A 20,242-nucleotide genomic window follows, 5' to 3' on the forward strand; every position below is an offset into this window, starting at 1 on the left:
GCGTTCTCAATAGTTATTCCTTAAAGTAGCTGTCTTTTCCAGTCTGCATTTGCTGGAGTAGGCTTGCTACGTGCGTCTAATTAAGTTTCAGGCTGTTTTAATTCGGATGGCCTGTAATCGTACAACGTAATAACTATGAGCGGGACTTCGAAAGACCTCGACCAACGTAGCATCGATACGATCCGACTTTTATCGGTCGATGCGGTTCAGAAAGCAAATTCCGGGCATCCGGGCTTACCCTTGGGCGCTGCGCCAATGGCCTATGTGCTCTGGTCGCGCTTTTTGCGCTTCAACCCAAACGATCCGGAATGGCCCAACCGTGACCGATTTATATTATCGGCAGGGCACGGTTCTGCCTTGTTGTATAGCCTGTTGCACTTGTATGGCTATGATCTGTCGCTGAACGATCTAAAAAACTTTCGGCAGCTACATTCCAAAACACCCGGCCATCCCGAATCGAATCTGACACCGGGCGTAGAGGTAACAACAGGACCACTCGGGCAGGGTTTTGCCAATGGTGTAGGTATGGCAATGGCCGAAGCTTTTCTGGCCGCTACGTATAACAAGGAAGATCATTCAATTGTCGATCATTACACGTATTCCATTGTGAGCGATGGTGATTTGATGGAAGGCATTGCGTCGGAAGCGGCTTCATTGGCTGGCCACCTCAAACTGGGTAAGCTGATCTATCTCTACGATGATAATCTGATTTCGCTGGATGGCCCGACGAATCTGGCGTTTACCGAAGATCGGATGGCTCGTTTCGAAGCCTATGGGTGGCACGTTCAGCACGTAGCAGATGGCAACGATCTGGAAGCAATCGAACAGGCGATTCGTGCCGCGCAGGACGAAACCGAACGACCGTCGATTATTTCAGTACGCACCATTATCGGCTATGGAAGCCCGCAGGAAGGTACGAGTAAGGTCCACGGTAGTCCGCTAGGTGAGGAGAATGTTCGGAAAACGAAAGAGTTTTTCGGTTGGGACCCCGACAAATCGTTTGTGATACCGGCCGACGTAAAAGAGCATCTGCATGAACTCGGCAAACGTGGAGCTGAAACGCAGGCTGAATGGAAAAAACAGTTTGCTACGTATAAAGAGCAGTTTTCGGAAGAAGCTGATGATTTCAGTCGGTCGTTTGTAGGTAAACTTCCAGCCGATTGGGACAAAGATTTGCCGACGTTCAAACCCGAAGATGGCCCCTTGGCAACCCGACAGGCATCGGGTAAAGCGTTGACAGCCCTAAAGCAGCGAGTTCCTTCATTGTTTGGTGGTTCTGCTGATCTGGCTTCTTCCAACGATATGCCTACGAAGGGCGATGTTAGTTTCCAGCCGGGCAGTTACGGAAATTCGAATATCTGGTTCGGTGTGCGCGAACACGCGATGGGCGCGGCATTGAACGGTATGGCACAACATGGCGGTATTCATCCGTATGGCGGTACGTTCCTGAATTTCTCCGACTATATGCGGGGAGCTATTCGCCTGACTGCTCTGGCAGAATCGTCGGCAACGTTTGTTTTTACGCACGACAGCGTTGGTCTGGGCGAAGATGGCCCTACGCACCAGCCCGTTGAACAGGTTGTAGCGCTACGTACCATTCCGAACATTATTGTGATACGTCCGGCCGATGCCAACGAAACCGTTGAAGCGTGGCGTGTGGCTATGCAGCAACCCAAAACACCCGTTGTGCTGATTCTAAGCCGTCAGAAATTGCCCGTTCTCGACCAGAGTAAATATGAATCGGCGCGAGGAGTGGAAAAAGGAGCCTATATTCTGAGCGAAGCTGATGGCGAACCTGAGCTGATTCTGATCGCTACGGGTTCTGAAATATCGTTGGTGCTGGATGCACAAATCGAACTCAAAAAGCAGGGAATTTCGGCGCGAGTTGTTAGTATGCCTTCCTGGGAGTTGTTTGAGAAACAATCTGATATGTATAAGCAAAAAGTATTGCCACCCAATCTGAAAAAGCGATTAGCCGTTGAAGCGGGTACGCCTATCGGCTGGCATAAATACGTAACTGACGAAGGCACGGTGCTCGGTATGAATAGTTTCGGCTTGTCGGGGCCGGGCGAAGAGGTAATGGAGTACTTTGGCTTTACAGTGGATAACGTAGTGAAAAAAGCGAAATCGGTGCTAAAAGGCCAGCCCGAAGAAAGCAAAAAGAAAGAAGTGTTGTCGTAGAATTAGTAAGCCCGGTCAATACGTTGGTCGGGCTATTTTTTTGTAGGGAATTCTCTAGTAAGTAAAACTAGCTTTTGATCGAACTTTATAGCTATTCCTGCTCATTAATCGCTACGTATTACGTTTTATGAATCGCCTGCTCATTATTTTTCTACCGCTATTATTTGCTACGCTTTTGCTGTTTGACTGTCAGTTAGTAAAGGGACAATCTGCTACCGAAGCTATTCGGCTGAATCAGATTGGTTTTTATCCGAAATCTACCAAAATAGCGGTGCTTGTTGTTGACTCGGGTAGTACGGCCCAACCAAAAACATTCCAGATTGCTACGTCTGATCGAAAAAAAATAGTTTTTACGGGTAAACTTGGCGAAACTCGAAAAGCTGGTTCTGGTAAAACGACTCGACTGGCTGACTTCTCGGCCTTTCAAAAATCCGGTACGTATGTGGTCACGATTCCGGAAATTGGCCAATCCTATTCATTTCGTATTGAACCGAATATTCACCGCAACGTAGCGATTGGCGCACTCAGAGGCTTTTATTACCAACGCGTATCGACCGAACTTCCAGAAAAATATGCCGGGAAATGGCATCGGCCAGCGGGCCATCCTGATACACACGTGCTGATTCATCCGTCGGCGGCTTCGGCCACACGTCCTGCCGGAACGACCATTTCATCACCCAGAGGTTGGTACGATGCGGGCGATTATAACAAATACATTGTCAACTCAGGTATTACCGTCGCTACGTTGCTGTCGCTCTATGAAGACCATCCGGCGTACTTTACTACGTTCAGTACCAACATACCCGAAACAGGTAACGCTATTCCTGATTTACTGGATGAGGTGCTCTGGAATCTTCGCTGGATGCATACGATGCAAGACCCGGCCGATGGCGGTGTTTATCATAAACTAACCAATGCCCGATTCGATGGGATGGTGATGCCCCATAAAGCCACAAATGACCGTTACGTTGTTCAGAAAAGCGTTACGGCTGCACTCGACTTTGCGGCTGTAATGGCACAGGCCAGTCGGGTGTTACGTGCCTTTAACAAAGACTTACCCGATTTGGCTGATTCCTGTCAGACTGCCGCTGTGAAAGCGTGGCAATGGGCGAAACAACACCCCGACGCGCTTTATCGACAAAATGAGATGAACACTCAATTCGACCCCGACGTAGTAACGGGCGACTACGGCGACCGTAGCGCCAACGATGAGTGGATATGGGCGGCTGCGGAGTTATACACCACAACGAAAGAGGATAAATACCTTGCCGATACTAAGCTTATTCCCGACGAAAAAATGCCGCTGCCGAGCTGGAATCAGGTGCGTTTGTTGGGTTATTATACGCTGGCTCGCTTTGCTGATCAGTTAACACCCGCTTCGAAGAAAGACGTTGATCAGATCAAAAAACAACTGGTCGAATTTAGTAATAAGTTATTGGATGGAGTTGATAAACAGCCCTATGGAACAGTAATGGGATGCTCGGCCAGCGATTATATTTGGGGGAGTAGTTCTGTTGCGGCCAACCAAGGTATTGCTTTGTTACAAGCTTATCGGCTAACCAAAGATGCCCGTTATCTGCAACGTGCTATCGGAAATCTTGATTACCTGCTCGGACGTAACGCTACGGGTTATTGCTTTTTAACCGATTTTGGGCATAGACAGGTAATGCATCCGCACCATCGCCCATCAGAAGCCGATAACGTAGCAGAGCCTGTTCCGGGTCTATTATCGGGTGGGCCTAACGGCAATGCGCCCCGGCAGGATAAGTGCCCTGGTTATCGAGCTACCTCGCCCGATGAGACGTTTATCGATGCTACGTGTTCTTACGCTTCGAACGAAATTGCTATTAACTGGAACGCTCCAATGGTCTATCTGGCCGCTGCGCTGGAAGCCCTGCAAACGAAATAGGCATTATGTAAATTGATAAGCCCACCAGATCAGAATAACCTGTAAAGGAAGTCGTAACCAACGTAGCAAAGCCGGGAATTTCCGAAAGCGGTTCGACATAGCCATATACACATTGGCGGGAAAAACTGCGACGAGTAGTAGCATAATTCCCCAGGCTGATAACGACCGCGTTACCGGAAAGAGCAGGCCAATGCCTAAAATTACCTCTGCTAATCCGCTCAGTTTAACCATCAACGAGTGGGCCGGAATATAGGGCGGCATAATAGCCAGATACATTTTGGGGCTAAGAAAATGATTGATCCCAGCAACGATATAAAGAAAAGCCTGAACGTAAAGGCTGATGGTGTTCATGGTTTACAAAATCTGTCTGAATGCATATCGTAAACCATGAACACAAATTCGAGCTATATTGATTTGCGGATTGCTTATGTAGGAAGAAAGCTCACACAAAGCTTTCAGGATATATTTCGAATGAAAAAGCCGTAGATAGGCCAGATTTAAGGGATAAAAGCTAATCATTTGCGAATAATTTCAATCGGTTCGGGCTCATCTTCGAAAACCGACTTTCAAGGCACTAACTTGAACCAGAAAATGCTTTTTTTGAAATGATCGCGTGCGGTGAGTATTGATGCAATTGGATGGAAAAAACGATCAGTGAACAGGCAGGTGATAGAAAAACGGACTATCTGATTGTCTTGAAAGCGAATCAGGACGAGTTATACGACTAAGTAGCTGCCTGGTTTGAGCGGGAGCACCGGTGGTAAGTTAGCTTAAGCAGGTGCGGCCAAGATGAGATTGAAGCGTAAAGTCAAGAAAACTGCTGGAAACGAAGCCTACTTAACGACGCTTCTATGTCAACTGGATATTCGATAACTCATTTATCAATCATAACTTTGTCAATGCCTGCACAAGGGCTTTCTTGTTTAAAGTCGGTAGCCATGAGGTGCCTGCTCGAAATTCATTCAGCTTTGGGGATTCTCACTAAAATACTGACAACACCATACGGATCTGATATTTTTTTTGGCTTTATACTTGACAAGAGAAAAAAAAACTCTAAATTTGCATCCACAATTCGCCACCAAGGTTGAATCAATAACGCGAAAGTAGCTCAGCTGGTAGAGCGCGACCTTGCCAAGGTCGAGGTCGCGGGTTCGAACCCCGTCTTTCGCTCTACGAAAAGGCACCTACTCTGGTGCTTTTTTTGTAAATGTCTGTACTATTAGTTAGCTATAGACATGGCTTGCCGGGATGGCGGAACAGGTAGACGCGCCGGACTTAAAATCCTGTGGTCCTTACGGGCCGTGCGGGTTCGATTCCCGCTCCTGGTACAAGACCCTCAAAAAGGGAAATCAGAAATACCGTAAAACAACAAAAGCACTAATAATTAGTGCTTTTGTTGTTTTACGGTATTTCTGATTCAATACAAAAAATTGTGGGAAGGACTCTATTGTTCTAAGTTTGAGCATTTGACCAAAGCGCGTTGTTTAGGAAAGTTTCGTGGGGGCAACTGGAATGCTCTACGCAATTTTGGGATTTGTCCTCTGAAAAAATAAGTGGTACTAAATGAAAAATGTCTGCAAATCGCTGATTTGCAGACATTTAAAGGTGCCGAAGGCGAGACTCGAACTCGCATGTCCGTAAAGACACACGCCCCTGAAACGTGCGTGTCTACCAATTTCACCACTTCGGCAGTACGTTCCCCGTATTGGGATAGCAAAGGTACGATTTACTGATGAAAACTTGCAAATTTTAAAAGCAAAAAATACGTCATCAGCGTACAAATCTTAATTGCTCACCCGACTTATCGGTTAGAATCTGGCCGTTTTTATAGACTAACTGACCCGATACAATTGTGTGACTAATAGTATGGGCAAAGGAGTGATCCTCTAAAGGCGACCAATTACATTGATACAAAATATTTTCCTTTGAAACGGTAGTTGGACGCGATTCATCAACTAATACCAAATCAGCCCAATAACCTTCACGAATATATCCACGTCGATCAATCTGAAAACAGTCGGAGGGTGCGTGACACATTTTTCGAACAACTGTTTCGATAGAAAGCTTACCCTGTTTCACAAAATCAAGCATCAGTAGAAGCGGGTGCTGTACTAGTGGCAGGCCAGATGGAGCTTGCCAGTAATTTTGATGCTTCTCTGCCCATGTGTGTGGCGCATGATCGGTAGCAATAATATCCAACCGGTCATCTAACAAGGCTGCTAGTAAAGCTTTTTTGTGATGGGGAGCTTTTATGGCAGGATTGCACTTTATAAGATTGCCTAACGTAGCATAATCTGTACTATCGAACCAGAGATGGTGAACGCAAACTTCAGCCGTAATACGTTTCTCCTTTAATGGCAATTGATTGTCGAATAAGGATAACTCATCGGCAGTAGAAATATGCAGGACATGCAAGCGGGCATTGTGCTGTCTGGCTAAGGCTACGGCTAACGACGACGATTTAAGACAGGCTTCTTCGTTACGTATCAACGGATGTAGCGAAGCAGTTGCAGCATCGCCGTACTCGGCCTTGAATCGTTCTGTGTTCGCTCGAATCGTGGCTTCATCTTCGCAGTGCGTTGCAATGAGCATGGGACTTTGCCGAAATAGCCCCTCCAACACCTGCTCATTATCGACCAGCATATTTCCGGTCGATGAACCCATAAAAACCTTGATGCCGCAAACCGTTTCCGGATCAGTACGTAGTACTTCATCGAGATTATCGTTCGAGGCACCCATAAAAAATGAATAATTGGCGAGCGAAGACTGGGCCGCAATCGCGTATTTATCGGCAAGAAGTTCCTGCGTAAGCGCATTTGGAACCGTATTGGGCATTTCCATAAAACTGGTAACACCACCTGCTACAGCCGCTCTCGATTCGGAGTAAATAGTGGCTTTGTGGGTTAGCCCAGGCTCGCGAAAATGAACCTGATCATCAATAATGCCAGGTAGCAGGTATTGGCCATTAGCATCGATGATCTGCTGAACACCCTGATCCGAAATTCCTGATTTAATCTGGGCTATAAAGCCTCCTTCAATCAATACATCTGTTTCGGTAATTTGCCCCTCGTTCACCATCCGGGCATTACGAATCAATAATTTACTCATAACAACCGGGCTGCTTCTTTGGCAAAATAAGTCAGTATAACATTGGCTCCTGCGCGCTTAATAGACAGTAAGGTTTCCATCATAGCCCGTTCGCCATCGAGCCAGCCGCGTTGGGCAGCCGCTTTTATCATGGCATACTCACCACTAACATTATAGGCGGCAATCGGTAAATGAAAATTATCGTTGAGTAGCTTAATAACGTCTAAATACGCTAATGCTGGTTTTACCATCAGAAAATCAGCACCTTCTTCAAAATCAAGCTGTGCTTCGATAAGGGCTTCGCGAACGTTGGCCGGATTCATCTGATACGTCTTCTTGTCGCCAAATTTCGGAGCCGAATCGAGTGCATCCCGGAATGGACCGTAAAAAGCGCTAGCATATTTCGCACAATAGGACATAATCGCTACGTCCTGAAAACCGCCTTCGTCGAGAACCTGACGCAAATAACCAATCCGCCCATCCATCATATCGGAAGGGCCAATGATGTTGGCTCCAGCTTGAGCTTGAGTCAATGCCATTTTTCCCAACACTTCCAACGTAGCATCATTCACGATTTTGCCATTTTCAACAACGCCATCGTGCCCGTCGGAGCTGTATGGGTCCATTGCTACGTCGGTCATTATCACTACGTCGGGAAAACGCTCTTTAATTGCCCGGATCGCCTGTGGATAAAGGCCATCAGGATTATGGCTTTCGGTAGCGTATTTATCTTTTTTCGATTCAGGCAGATTCGGAAACAAATCAAAAGTTTGAATACCTAAATCCACACATTCCTGAACTTCTTCCAGTAATAAATCCAGCGAAAGACGGTGAATGCCCGGCATTGAACTCACTTCAGAACGAACATTCTGGCCCTCCATAATAAAGAGGGGTAAAATAAAATCGGTGACTGAGAGTCTGGTTTCCTGCACCATATCGCGGATAACACCCGACTGGCGGTTCCGGCGAGGGCGACGTATTAGATTTGCCAAAGTAGTAACGTTGTTACGTTGTAAAGTTATAAGCTTATAGAGTTATAAAGTTGTGAGGCTAGTCAATCCAGCATAACCCAACAACTTTATAACTCTACAATCTTACAACCCGATAACGCATTTAAACAATTAGTTTGAATCCTTCGCCGTGTACGTTAACGAGCTGAACGGCGGGGTCTTCTTTGAGGTATTTGCGAAGCTTTGTTACGTACACGTCCATGCTTCGGGCGTTGAAATATGAATCATCACCCCAAACCATTTTCAGTGCAAAGCTACGACTGACAGGTTGATTGAGGTTCTGCGCCAGCAATTTTAATAATTCTGATTCTTTACTGGTCAGTTTTTGCGACGAACCATTGTGCTGTAAAAGCTGATGTTGATAATCAAACGCAAAACTGCCAATCTGATACATATTCGGTTCGCTTATGGTGTCGGCCGAGCGTTGAGTACGGCGAAGAATAGCCTGGATACGTAGCAGCAATTCCTCCATGCTGAACGGCTTTGTGATGTAATCATCTGCCCCCACTTTGAAGCCCTGAATGGTATCTTCCTGCATGGATTTGGCTGTCAGGAAGATAATGGGTACGTCGCGGTCGCCCATGCGAACTTCCTTGGCGAGCGTAAAACCATCTTTCTTCGGCATCATTACGTCGAAAATGCACAGGTCATACGTCTTTGCCATGAAGTATTGCAAACCCTGATTACCGTCGGTAGCTCGATCGGTTTCTAAACCTTTCATAATCAGGTATTCCTGCACCAATTGTCCCAGATTTGGGTCGTCTTCAACTAAGAGAATGGTAGGCATAAGCATAAAGAGTGAACGAGCAAAAGAGCAAAAAAGAGCAAAAAATCTGCGCTCTATCACTCTTTCGTTCTTTCGCTCATTTTATATGGTAAAATTATTTCGAACGAACTTCCTTCCCCGAGTTGACTGTCGACCAGAATCTGACCGTGGTGCTCTTCAACCATCTTTTTAACGTAGCTCAACCCCAATCCGAAACCTTTTACGTCATGTCGGTTACCAGTTGGTACGCGATAAAACTTCTCAAAAATTCGACTGGTTTGATCTTTGGTCATTCCCAGCCCCCGGTCGGCCACGGTTATACTAACTCCCTGAATAGGTGAACCTTCTGGAAGGTTACGCGTACTAAGCGTGATATGTGGCGTATCAGGCGAATATTTCAGAGCATTATCCAGCAGATTGTAAATAATGTTGGTCAGATGAACTTCATCCGCTTCTACGACTTCCTGATCCGCATCGAAATTAAGATCAAGTTCGCCATCGCGTTGTTCAATCTGTAGACTCAGGTTATTGAGCACTTTTTCAATAACGTCGTGGATGTTGACCGATGATACGTTCAGTTTAATTTCTCCCCGGTCGAGCAGGGCCATCTGAAGCACTTTTTCTACGTGCGAACCCAATCGGCGGGTTTCGTCCCGGATGATTCCCATGTAACGCGTCAACCGATCTTTTGGCTGATTATCTGGCTCAATACGTTCCACTGAATTTGCGGAGCGTAGTTGCTCCTGCGCCATTTCAACGGCTAGTGAAATTGTTGAAATAGGCGTTTTAAACTCGTGGGTCATATTATTAATAAAGTCATTCTTGATATCGGCCAGTTTTTTCTGACGAACAATGGTGCTTATCGCGATGTAAAAACACGCCAGAATGACCAGAATCAGCACTACTGATGCCGCGAACGTAAACCCTAGTCGGCCCAAAATAAATTGTTGCTGGGTTGGAAAATAGAGATAAACGTAATTGCCAGTTTCGAGTAGATTATTTGGAAACAAGGCTGCTTTATACCCATTTGTACTTAACTGCTGCACATCCATACCTGTCGACGCGAACAGAAATTTAGGTTGTTGGCGCGTTCGAACAGCATAGGCAAACGGAATACTAATACCCCGATCATCAAGAGTTTGACGAAGCAACGTATCAAGTGCTACCCGATTAATACGATCTTCAATAGGCCGGTCGGAGAGGAGCAGACCTTTCAGCACATCTTTAATCATGTGCGATTGTTCTTCGTTTTTCGACCGGCCAGCAGTTAATCTCGTTGTTGTATCTAACTTTCCTTCCGCTACAGCATTCGCCTGTCTAGCCCGTTGTTGCTGAGCGGCTATTTGCAATTGTTTCCGACGTGCTTTACGCATCGAATCCTGTTTATGGGCAGCCTGAACTGCTTCATTGTTGATACGTGGCAACTCAGTGTTCATTACGTTCTCAAACCAGTGGTCGAATTGTTGTTGCTGGATGAGCTGCGTTTGCCAGTCACCAATCGCCATCAATTCGTGTTGCTGTCGGAAAAACTCTTCCACTACGGCCATTTGCTCAGGCGATAGCGGATGGATGGTTGGGTGTAATACGTCGGACTGAACGACAACCGCACCTCCAAGAGGCATTCCCTGCCGGTAACTGGATTGTGTAGTCGGTGATAATTTTTCCGAGTGCTGTGCTATTGGTTCCGATGCCTTGGCGCTCTGTTGTTGCTTTGGCGAATTCCGACCTGTTTTATCTTCTTTTTTGGCAATGGCCATCAGCTTATTTTGCTGTTCGCGAGCCTGAATACGTTGTTTGGTCAGGTAGACAATTTCCTGCCGCTCCAGAGTCCGGACCACCTCCTGTAACGCGTCGGTCACTTTGTAAGCGAACTGTTCTTTCTGTAACCGGAGTGCGCTACTGATCCAATAAAGCTGAAGGCCGATTAAGCCCAGCAGCCCTATTGCCATGAGGGCAACAATCCAATTTATGCGTTGTTTCGACATTTTTTACTTGCTCATGCAACCTTTACTCCGTTTTTACATCTATTGAAAACCGAGTGTAGTGGTTAGTAAAAGTACGAATCGACTTGGCGACTCATTGACTCGTTAACAAACTTTAACAGCCATACTATCAATCGGTTCAGTAACCTATTGTTCCTTCGTTTGCAACATGTTTGTACTATGAAAAAAACAGTTTTTAGCGGACTACGGTTCGTACCGGCTCTGTTCCTGGCCGTTACGTTGAGCGGAGTGGCTATTGCTCAGAAGAAAGTAGCCCCTTTACCAAAATCGGCCGATAACGATTCCGAGGTGCATGTTCGCATCATCGAACGTGATGGTGAAGATGTTCGGGAAATCGAGCGGACGTATCGGCTCGATGGTAAAAAAGACCGTGATGAGTTGGTCATGAAACTGGTCGATTCGTTAAAAGCCAGCCGGAAAGGAGGAGGACGCCGTCAGATGACAATTACTGTCGATGAAAACAATGGTGACCGGATTGTAACCCGCGAACGGTTTGGAACGGGTAAGAAGCGTGTACCGGGAGATGCTTATGTATATCGTGGAAAAATTTCGCCTAAAAACAATCACGACTGGAATAAGAATGACTGGAGATATGAGTTCCGGCAAGGATTTGATTCGTTGGGTGATCGAATGAATCGGTTTCGGTTCGAATTTCCAAAAGATTTTGATCGGCAACTGGCTCGTCCATTTGAAGAATGGTCTAAGAATTTCAATGCGAAACCGTCGACAATTCGTGGGCTGGAGGCTTACCCGAACAATCCTGATCGCAATCAACTGAATGTACGCTTTACGGCTCCGGCCAAAGGGGATGTAAATATCATAGTGACGAACCCGAAAGGTAAAGAAGTTGCCCGGCGTGAGATAAAAGATTTTTCAGGGGAATTTGTTGGACAGATTGAGCTCGACAGCAAATCGCAGGGGGCGTATTTTATTACAGTTACCCAAAATGAAGATGGTGCTGTAAAGCGAATTATTATCGATTAAAAGTTTGTAAAGTTCCAGATTTTGAGGTTTTGTTTACTTTTATGACTTTGAATCTGGAACTTTATTCTAATTAACGCATATACAGCAAAAAAAAGAAAAAAATTTAGTACTATGTATTGCAAGATACCAACTAAAACATATAACTTTGTGCTGTCTAAAAAACTGAGGTCATGAAAAGTATTCTTATCGCCGGTGTTTTATTGGTAGGGTTGAGCGGACAGGCCATGAGTATGGGACATCCCCACAATGTATTTGCTGCACGTAAACAATTGCGCGCCAAAACTTGTGTATCAACTTCTAAATCGAAATTACGGGCAGCCACAGAATGGAAAAATGCTGTGCAGGCCACAAAAGTTGCCGTCAGTGAGCGGATTTTATCTGTATTGATGAACATTCGCCCGGCTCGTGCTTATTAATATTATTTATCAATAGCCACTAATCAGACATTACTACGTAGTGGCTGTGCGGCTAGCTTCCGTTCGCTGTTTTCGAAAAGGTGTAAACAGCTCCTACTGACTTCATCGTGTAAACCGACTGCTGTGGGCTCCCACGGCATTATTTTTGCTCTTTTTTTAGGGAATCCTATCCTATCAATCAGAACACGCAGCTACCAAAAGCAGTTATGCTACGTAGCAAATCGGGTTAATGACGTATTGCCCAGTACGTTATCATATAAAGAGCGCGGTTATTCTATTTTTAATTTGGATTAATCTAGTAGATAACACGATTAATCACTAATTTTTCGTTAAAAACTTAGACAATTCAAGGATTGGCTATGGTTTTTGACAGGCTTTGCCTATTTTTAAGGTTTAGCTAAGATACCACCGATAACTGATTGTACATTTTTACGTACTAAGTACCCATGCAGAACATCGTTGTACGACCCATTTTACTTGTCGCACTCTTGTTCGTGAGTTTGCTGACTGCTTTCGGACTAATGAAACCAGATCACAAATTCTGGGTTCGCCTTGTTCATACAGCTCACAGGGCTATTGAAAAGGCAGCACCTAAAAGCCCGGAGGTTATTCCGGCACGTACTAAGTTTGAAACCTATAAATTCGCCCCTGACGCTCGTCCAGTTGATGTTTTTACATTGCCCGATAGTGGTAACCATTGGGTAGATAGTGTTTTTCAGACACTTACGCCCGAGCAGAAAATTGGTCAGTTCTTTATGGTGGCTGCTTTCTCCAACCGTAGCGAAAACCATAATCAATACATCAGCCATCTTATCCAGAATAATCATATTGGTGGATTGATCTTCTTTCAGGGAGGGCCCTATCGGCAGGCAGTATTGACTAATCGGTATCAGGCGCAATCGAAAGTACCTTTGCTAATTGGTATCGATGGCGAGTGGGGGTTAGGTATGCGTCTGGATAGTACAATGGATTTTCCAAAGCAGATGGCTTTGGGCGCTATTCAGGATAATGAACTGATTTACCGAATGGGTGCCGAAATTGGCCGGCAATGTCAGCGACTGGGTATTCATATCAATTTTGCTCCAGTATCTGATATAAATAGTAACCCTGCCAATCCGGTTATTGGCGTTCGTTCGTTTGGACAATCGCGTGAGAACGTAGCGCTCAAAGCTTCGGCTTACATGCGCGGCCTACAACAAACACACGTTATTGCTACGGCCAAGCATTTCCCCGGCCACGGCGACACCAATGCCGATTCGCATCACACCTTGCCAACAGTGAGCCGCTCGCCCGAAGAAATGCGTGAAATTGATCTGTATCCGTTCCGCAAACTGATTGCCGACAGCCTCATGGGGGTTGTAACGGGTCATCTGCACGTACCGGTGATGGACAATACCCCCGCGCTGGCTGCTACTCTTTCCGAGAAAATCGTTACTGAATTACTGAAGAAAGAACTAGGCTTCAGAGGGTTAGTATTTACGGATGCGCTGAATATGGGTGGCATCAGCCGTTCGCCCAAAGCGATGGACGTCAATTTACGGGCGTTAATTGCGGGTAATGATATTCTCCTTTACCCGGAAAACGTTCGAGATGCTACGTTGAATATCCTAAGTGCGGTTCAGCAGGGAATTATCTCACAGGAGCTTATCGATGAAAAAGTAAAAAAAATCCTTCGAGCTAAATATTGGGTTGGTTTGAACCATTACAAACCCATCAGTATGGCTGGATTAGCAGGCGACCTCAACTCGTCAGAAGCGCAACTGCTTAAGCAAGACCTTTGTGAGCAGGCTGTTACGGTTACTGAAAATAAAAATAACCTGCTTCCACTAAATCGAATCGATACGTTGCGGATGGCCTCAATTGCGCTTGGCGCAGAACCGGGTAACTTATTTCAGAAATCGCTGAATCAGTATGCCCCTTTCCAGACGCTGGCTGTTGATAAACCGGTTTCGGATGCTGATTTAAACAATATTATGGCCGAAGTTGGTAATGCAAATACCGTGGTTCTCAGTTTCCACAAAATGGTCGAATCTGCCAATCGTAAGTACGGTATTACCAAGTCCTCGCTCGATTTGATTTCTCGTCTGAAGCAGCGCGGTATAAAAGTGATTGTTACGGCCTTTGGTTCGCCGTATAGCCTGCCCCAGTTTGCTGGTGCCGATGCGCTGGTTTGCGCTTATCAGGAACTTGACGCCATGCAGCGCGTAGTGCCTCAGGTTTTATTTGGCGGATTGGGAGCACGTGGTAAACTACCCGTATCGATTGGCTCTCTGGAGTTGGGAACAGGCCTGACGCTGAATCCCGAAGGACGTCTTTCGTTAGGGTCGCCAGAGAGCGTAGGTATGAAATCGGACGTATTGGCACAAATTGATGCCATTGCACAGGGGGCTGTAAAAAGTCATGTAGTACCGGGTTGTGAGATTTTAGTAGCACGGAAAGGGAAAGTAGTTTATAGTAAAAACTTTGGCGCACTCACCTATGCACCCGGTGCCGAAAAAGTTACCGACGAAACCCTTTACGATCTGGCTTCATTGACGAAAGTTCTTGCTACATTACAATCGGTGATGGTGCTTCATGATCGTAAGCTGATCGACCTTACCCAGAAAGCATCGCTTTATCTTCCCGAACTACGTAACACCAATAAGCAGAATATTACCCTTCAGGATTTGCTATGGCACCAATCGGGCATGGTTTCTTATTATCCGACCTCCTGGGATCGAACGCGCTTGCCCGGTGGTGGGTTAAAGGCCGAATATTATTCCGCAACGCATGATACGTTGCACACGCTCCAGATTGCACCAACGCTATGGGGCGTACCAGCTTTGAAAGACTCCGTCTGGAAATGGGTCGTGCAATCGCCGATGTCGCGTAAGGTCGATGAGTCGGGTAAGCCAGCGTATGTGTATAGTGATTTGAATTTCCTGACGTTGCAGAAAATTGTGGAGCGTATTAGCAAACAACCACTCGACAAGTTTGTAACCGATAATGTTTATAAGCCATTGGGGCTGCATCAGTTAGGCTTTACGCCCCTGCAACGTCTACCACGTCCGATATGTGCTCCTACCGAGCAGGATACGTATTATCGAAATCAGCTTTTAATTGGAACGGTTCACGATCAGATGGCCGCTGTTCAGGGTGGTGTTTCTGGACATGCCGGTTTATTTGGGAATGCTCGTGATATTGCTACGTTGTTACAGATGAATCTGCAAAAAGGGGTCTATGGCGATCAACGCATTCTGAATCCTATGACGGTTCCTTTCTTTACACAAACGCTCAGCAATCGGAGTCACCGAGCTTTAGGGTGGGACAAACCCAATCCGGAAAGTGCTACCAGCGTTTACATGGCTTCCAAAGCTTCTCCCCGTTCATTTGGTCATACCGGGTTTACGGGCAACGTAGTATGGGTTGATCCAGACCAGGAACTAATTTTTATATTCCTCTCAAATCGAATTTATCCTACGGCTGGCAACAATTCGATTAATACAACAAAGCTGCGTAGACGTATTCACGAGGTTATTTATAACGCTGTTCAGCAATGAATGTGATACAATGACCCAATTGGGTAACTAAGGCTTTATCTTAGTTAAATGCCACTTCCTGACAGAAGTGGCATTTTTATTGCTAGAACAAGCTATTAACTGTTATATAGTTCTTTTAAATAGGAATGTTTTCTTGTTAATATATTCACATTCAGTAGTTTATGTTAATTGTGGGAGTGCTACTATTAGGAACTATAGTTTGGGTATATGTAGATATAATAATCTGTAAACCTAGTTATTGTTAGCTAGTAATCAGCTAATTAAAGCTAACAAAGTTAATATGTTTAAAGCTGTTTTGCCTCTTTTCCTTAATAACTTAACTTTAATAAACACAATTGCTTTATCGCTTCTACTTTTATGAAAGGACGTAATTTTTACTCCTGTTTGGTAATTCTGCTATGGCTTATAAGTCTGGCAGACCGTAGTAGTGCTCAAGCGCTCACTGCTATAAAATTTACGCCGATAACCTCATGCCCAGGAGGCTCTATTAACGTGATTTTCACCGCAACAGGCACTTTTAGAACAGGTAACGTATTCATCGCACAATTATCGGATGCGTCTGGAAATATGCCTGCTACGCCAACAGTTATAGGTAGCATTGCACTCACAGCAAGCGGTACAATCGCTGCCGTTATTCCAAAAACGGCAGTGGCCGGAACAGGTTATCGAATTCGAGTGATCTCAAGTACGGTTGCCAGTGCTTCGATAACCAGTGCTTCTGCTCTCACGCTTACCGTTCCTGTTCAACCAACAGCAGCTACTCCGGCTCCATATTGTGAAGGTGTAACAGCGGCTCCCTTAACCGCAACGGCTTCGGCAGGAGGGTCGTTACTGTGGTATGGCCAGAATGCAACAACTGGAACCGGATCTGCCACGCCATCTGTACCTAACACAAACGTGACAGGCAATACGCTCTACTACGTTAGTCAGGTAGTTGGTGGTTGCGAAAGTGCGCGGAGAAGCATTGCTGTTACTGTAAGACCGAAACCCGCCATCCCAACTGTTGCACCCGCTCCTACGTATTGCGTAAGCCAGACGGCTACGGTATTATCGGCAACGGCTGCAGCAGGCGCAACACTGAACTGGTATGGTACTGCCGCTAACGGTGGAACCGCATCGGCAATAGCGCCCAGACCTACGACTACACAAGCTGGAACAATAAACTACTACGTTAGTCAGACGCTCAATGGCTGCGAAAGCGCCAGAATCGCTATACCGGTAACGGTAAGAACCAGCCCAACTGCTCCTACGGTAAAAAGCCCGACAATTGCCTGCCAGAACGGCGAACAAGTACCACTTTCAGCCACTGTCTCGGCAGGTGCATCGCTGAACTGGTATGGTACATCGATTACGGGCGGAACTTCATCTAGCGTAGCACCCAGACCTACAACCACGCAGTTAGGCTCAACCACGTATTATGTTAGTCAGTCGGTAGGCGGTTGTGAAGGCCCACGGGCACCGTTGGTAGTTACGGTTAATTCTGTTCCGTTTATGCCCAATATTGCTATCCCAAGTGCGTATTGCGAGGGTGCTACGGCTTTGCCCTTGTCGGCAGGTGGGCAGAATTTGAAATGGTATGGAGCTAACAGAACTGGGGGTACAGGTTCTGCATCGGCTACTATACCCAGCACTACCTCCTCGGCAATTGGCACAACGACGTATTACGTTACCCAGACCGTAAACGGTTGTGAAAGTGAGCGGGCATCCATTCCGGTGCAGGTAAAAGATACACCCAATGCCCCCGTTACGTCGGCAATTGATTTTTGTCAGGGAACAACAGCCCCAACTCTTTCGGCTTCATTTGTGACAGGTGCTACGCCAAACTGGTATGGAACATCAGCCACAGGAGGAGCCGCGTCGACTACGCCACCCCGGCCATCAAATACGTCAACAGGAGCGGTGGTTTACTACGTTAGCCAGACACTTAACGGTTGTGAAGGCCCACGGGCGAGTTTGCGTGTTCAGGTAAAAGCAATTCCTGCTGCACCAGGCGTTAGTCCCGTGAGTTTCTGTAATAATGCCACAGCAAGCCAATTGACAGCTACTGGTAGAAATTTGAGGTGGTATGACCCATTTGAGAATTTACTTGGCGTATCGCCAGTGCCAAGCACAAGGAATGTGGGTACGTTGGTCTATAAAGTCTCTCAGGTATCGGACGAGGGGTGCGAAGGGCCAAAAGCCAATATTTCTGTGACTGTGAATGCACTGCCGAATATGCCCGGTGTAAAGAATTTAAGCTACTGTCAGGCGCAAACTGATCAGCCGATACAGAACGTAGGTGTGCTTCAGGCCGAAGGCCAGAACCTGAAATGGTATAATCAGGCTGGCGGCTTGTTGTCGGGTGCTCCCATACCAGCCATTAATAACGCTGGAACAATAGTTTATCAGGTTACGCAGACTGTCAACAATTGCGAAAGCAATAAGGCTACGATTCAGGTAAACGTTGGAACGGTAGCAGCGCCAACCGTTGCTAAATCATTGCTTATTTACTGTATTGATGAAAAAGTTGGGCCACTCGAAGCAACGGGAGAAGCAGGTAGTAGCCTTCGTTGGATTGATCCTTACGGTCGTCTTCAGACAGTTACGCCTATACCATCGACACAGAATACAAATATTGACCCAAACGGTGATGTGTTTTATGTATATCAGATTAGCTCAGGCGGCTGTTATAGCCCACGCACGGCCATTCGGGTAATTGTAAATGCACCACCAACACTAGCATTGCGAACGTCTTCGACAACGATAAATCTGGGAGAGAAAATACCTCTGGAATTAAAATTCACAGGCTCTGGACCTTACAGTTACAGCCTGACCGATGGGTATGTTGGTACGTGTCGAAGATCCGATACCACGATTGTTGTTCAGCCGAGAGGTAACACTACGTATCAGGTACTAGGTGTTTCGAATGGTTGTGGATTAGGATTGCCTGGTAATCCGGCTACTGCAAGTGTTACGGTGCGAGTACCTACTGTTTCGACCAGCGCTCTTACTTCGGCAACGTTTTGTGCTGGTACGTCGGTTGAAGTCCCTTTTACTACGTCGGGGCAGTTTACGCAGGATAATCGCTTTGGAATCGAAATCGCCAGTGCAACCGATACGTCCAAGAAATATAGAGTAGTGGCCAGTGCATTAACTTCGCCCGTTGCTGGTACATTACCCGACTCGATTCCCAGTGGTCAGTACTACGTTCGGGTAGTGGCGTCGAATGCAGGGGTTGGCATAACGGGTTCAGCTAGCCCAACGCCTTTAGTTGTTCGCTCAAAGCCAACCGCAGCCTTGTCGGGTTCACTTGTTACGCAGGAAGGGGTACCTGTAAATCTTACATTTACGTTTGGCGGAGATGGGCCGTGGACCATTGCTTTTGCGGATAGCCTGCAAAGCTATTCGGCAACGACCACAACCAATCCATACATTGCCGAAGTACGCCCGATAGCTAATACAACGTATCGACTAACAAACGTATCGAACAACTGTGGTATAGGTGTGGCATCGGGCACGGCTACAGTGGCTGTTTTCTCTGTGCTGAATACAGAAAACAACCCGCTTGACCCATTGGTTAAAATATTTCCTATGCCCTTCTCGTCAACGTTTACAGTTGAACTGGATTTACCATTGATATTTAATCCGGCAGTTATTACAATTTCTGATTCGAGAGGACGTCCATTGGTACAACGAACAACTCGGCTCCGGCGAAATGAATTTGATTTGAGTGGACAGCCAAATGGTATCTATTTGGTACGTGTACAAATTGTTGAGCAGCAGTTAATTCGAAAAGTGCTTAAACAATAAAAGAAGTATTTCCCTCAAAAGTCGACAGCCGATAGCACAAAATTGCTACCGGCTGTCGACTTTTGAGGGCTAATTAAGACAAACATGCCTGACGAGTATTTTATGGAAATTGCGCTCGGTCTGGCCGAAGAAGCGGCTGAGAAAGGAGAAATTCCCGTTGGTGCTGTTGTTGTATGCCGAAACCGAATTATTGCTAAAGCCAGCAATCAGACCGAACAGTTGAACGACGTAACGGCGCACGCAGAAATACTGGCTATAACGGCCGCTACGCAGCATTTGGGCAGTAAATATCTGACCGATTGCACACTCTACGTAACCCTCGAACCCTGCGTTATGTGTGCTGGTGCGCTTTATTGGGCGCAATTAAGCCGGCTGGTTATTGGCGCAGATGATTCCAAGCGAGGCTACAATCGGATAGGTGCCACGTTGCTTCATCCTAAAACGAGAATAGAAACCGGAGTGTTGGCAGCCGAGAGTCAGATTTTACTAACTAAGTTTTTTTCGCGCTTAAGAACATAATTTTACGTCGGCTTGTTAACAAAACTGAATATCTTCCAT

Annotated in this window: 12 protein-coding genes and 3 tRNA genes; 9 read left to right on the forward strand and 6 right to left on the reverse strand. The window is 46.2% G+C overall.

What is annotated here, in order from left to right:
- The first annotated feature begins 135 nt into the window (after positions 1–135).
- The gene (tkt, locus tag ACYVD4_RS29690) at positions 136–2,181 is read left to right on the forward strand and encodes a transketolase (RefSeq protein ID WP_460951817.1); all 2,046 of its coding nucleotides are present in this window, start codon (positions 136–138) and stop codon (positions 2,179–2,181) included.
- Between the two features lie 127 nt (positions 2,182–2,308).
- Positions 2,309–4,090, forward strand: coding sequence for a glycoside hydrolase family 9 protein (locus ACYVD4_RS29695; protein WP_460951819.1), 1,782 nt, complete (start codon positions 2,309–2,311; stop codon positions 4,088–4,090).
- 3 nt (positions 4,091–4,093) lie between these two features.
- On the opposite strand, the gene ACYVD4_RS29700 is transcribed toward ACYVD4_RS29695, so the two are convergent.
- Entirely contained in the window at positions 4,094–4,441 is a 348-nt protein-coding gene (locus tag ACYVD4_RS29700; protein ID WP_460951822.1) for a DoxX family protein, read from the reverse strand.
- A gap of 746 nt (positions 4,442–5,187) precedes the next feature.
- On the opposite strand from ACYVD4_RS29700, the gene ACYVD4_RS29705 reads away from it, so the two are divergent.
- A tRNA-Gly gene (locus ACYVD4_RS29705) sits at positions 5,188–5,260 on the forward strand.
- A 72-nt stretch (positions 5,261–5,332) separates the two neighbouring features.
- Positions 5,333–5,418 (forward strand) — tRNA-Leu (locus ACYVD4_RS29710).
- Between the two features lie 278 nt (positions 5,419–5,696).
- Here the strand turns inward: ACYVD4_RS29710 and ACYVD4_RS29715 are convergent.
- From ACYVD4_RS29715 to ACYVD4_RS29735, 5 genes are all read right to left on the reverse strand, one after another.
- A tRNA-Leu gene (locus ACYVD4_RS29715) sits at positions 5,697–5,780 on the reverse strand.
- Between the two features lie 80 nt (positions 5,781–5,860).
- Entirely contained in the window at positions 5,861–7,198 is a 1,338-nt protein-coding gene (locus ACYVD4_RS29720; protein WP_460951823.1) for a dihydroorotase, read from the reverse strand.
- Positions 7,195–8,169: a porphobilinogen synthase gene (gene hemB, locus ACYVD4_RS29725; RefSeq protein WP_460951824.1), complete on the reverse strand. Its 975-nt coding sequence runs from the start codon at positions 8,167–8,169 to the stop codon at positions 7,195–7,197. The genes ACYVD4_RS29720 and hemB overlap by 4 nt, the downstream gene beginning before the upstream one ends.
- Before the next feature lie 121 nt (positions 8,170–8,290).
- Positions 8,291–8,974, reverse strand: a complete 684-nt coding sequence (locus tag ACYVD4_RS29730) for a response regulator transcription factor (RefSeq protein ID WP_460951826.1) — start codon at positions 8,972–8,974, stop codon at positions 8,291–8,293.
- Between the two features lie 56 nt (positions 8,975–9,030).
- The gene (locus ACYVD4_RS29735) at positions 9,031–10,938 is read right to left on the reverse strand and encodes a sensor histidine kinase (protein ID WP_460951827.1); all 1,908 of its coding nucleotides are present in this window, start codon (positions 10,936–10,938) and stop codon (positions 9,031–9,033) included.
- A gap of 177 nt (positions 10,939–11,115) precedes the next feature.
- On the opposite strand from ACYVD4_RS29735, the gene ACYVD4_RS29740 reads away from it, so the two are divergent.
- From ACYVD4_RS29740 to ACYVD4_RS29760, 5 genes are all read left to right on the forward strand, one after another.
- Positions 11,116–11,940: a T9SS type A sorting domain-containing protein gene (locus ACYVD4_RS29740; protein ID WP_460951829.1), complete on the forward strand. Its 825-nt coding sequence runs from the start codon at positions 11,116–11,118 to the stop codon at positions 11,938–11,940.
- A gap of 170 nt (positions 11,941–12,110) precedes the next feature.
- On the forward strand, positions 12,111–12,356 hold the full coding sequence (locus ACYVD4_RS29745; protein WP_460951831.1) for a hypothetical protein: 246 nt from the start codon (positions 12,111–12,113) through the stop codon (positions 12,354–12,356).
- A gap of 446 nt (positions 12,357–12,802) precedes the next feature.
- Positions 12,803–15,895, forward strand: a complete 3,093-nt coding sequence (locus ACYVD4_RS29750; RefSeq protein WP_460951832.1) for a glycoside hydrolase family 3 N-terminal domain-containing protein — start codon at positions 12,803–12,805, stop codon at positions 15,893–15,895.
- 492 nt (positions 15,896–16,387) lie between these two features.
- Complete coding sequence (locus ACYVD4_RS29755; protein WP_460951834.1) at positions 16,388–19,684, forward strand: Ig-like domain-containing protein; 3,297 nt, start codon at positions 16,388–16,390, stop codon at positions 19,682–19,684.
- An 84-nt stretch (positions 19,685–19,768) separates the two neighbouring features.
- Entirely contained in the window at positions 19,769–20,203 is a 435-nt protein-coding gene (locus ACYVD4_RS29760) for a nucleoside deaminase (protein WP_460951836.1), read from the forward strand.
- Positions 20,204–20,242 lie beyond the last annotated feature (39 nt).

It is taken from the genome of Spirosoma daeguense (assembly GCF_054776875.1).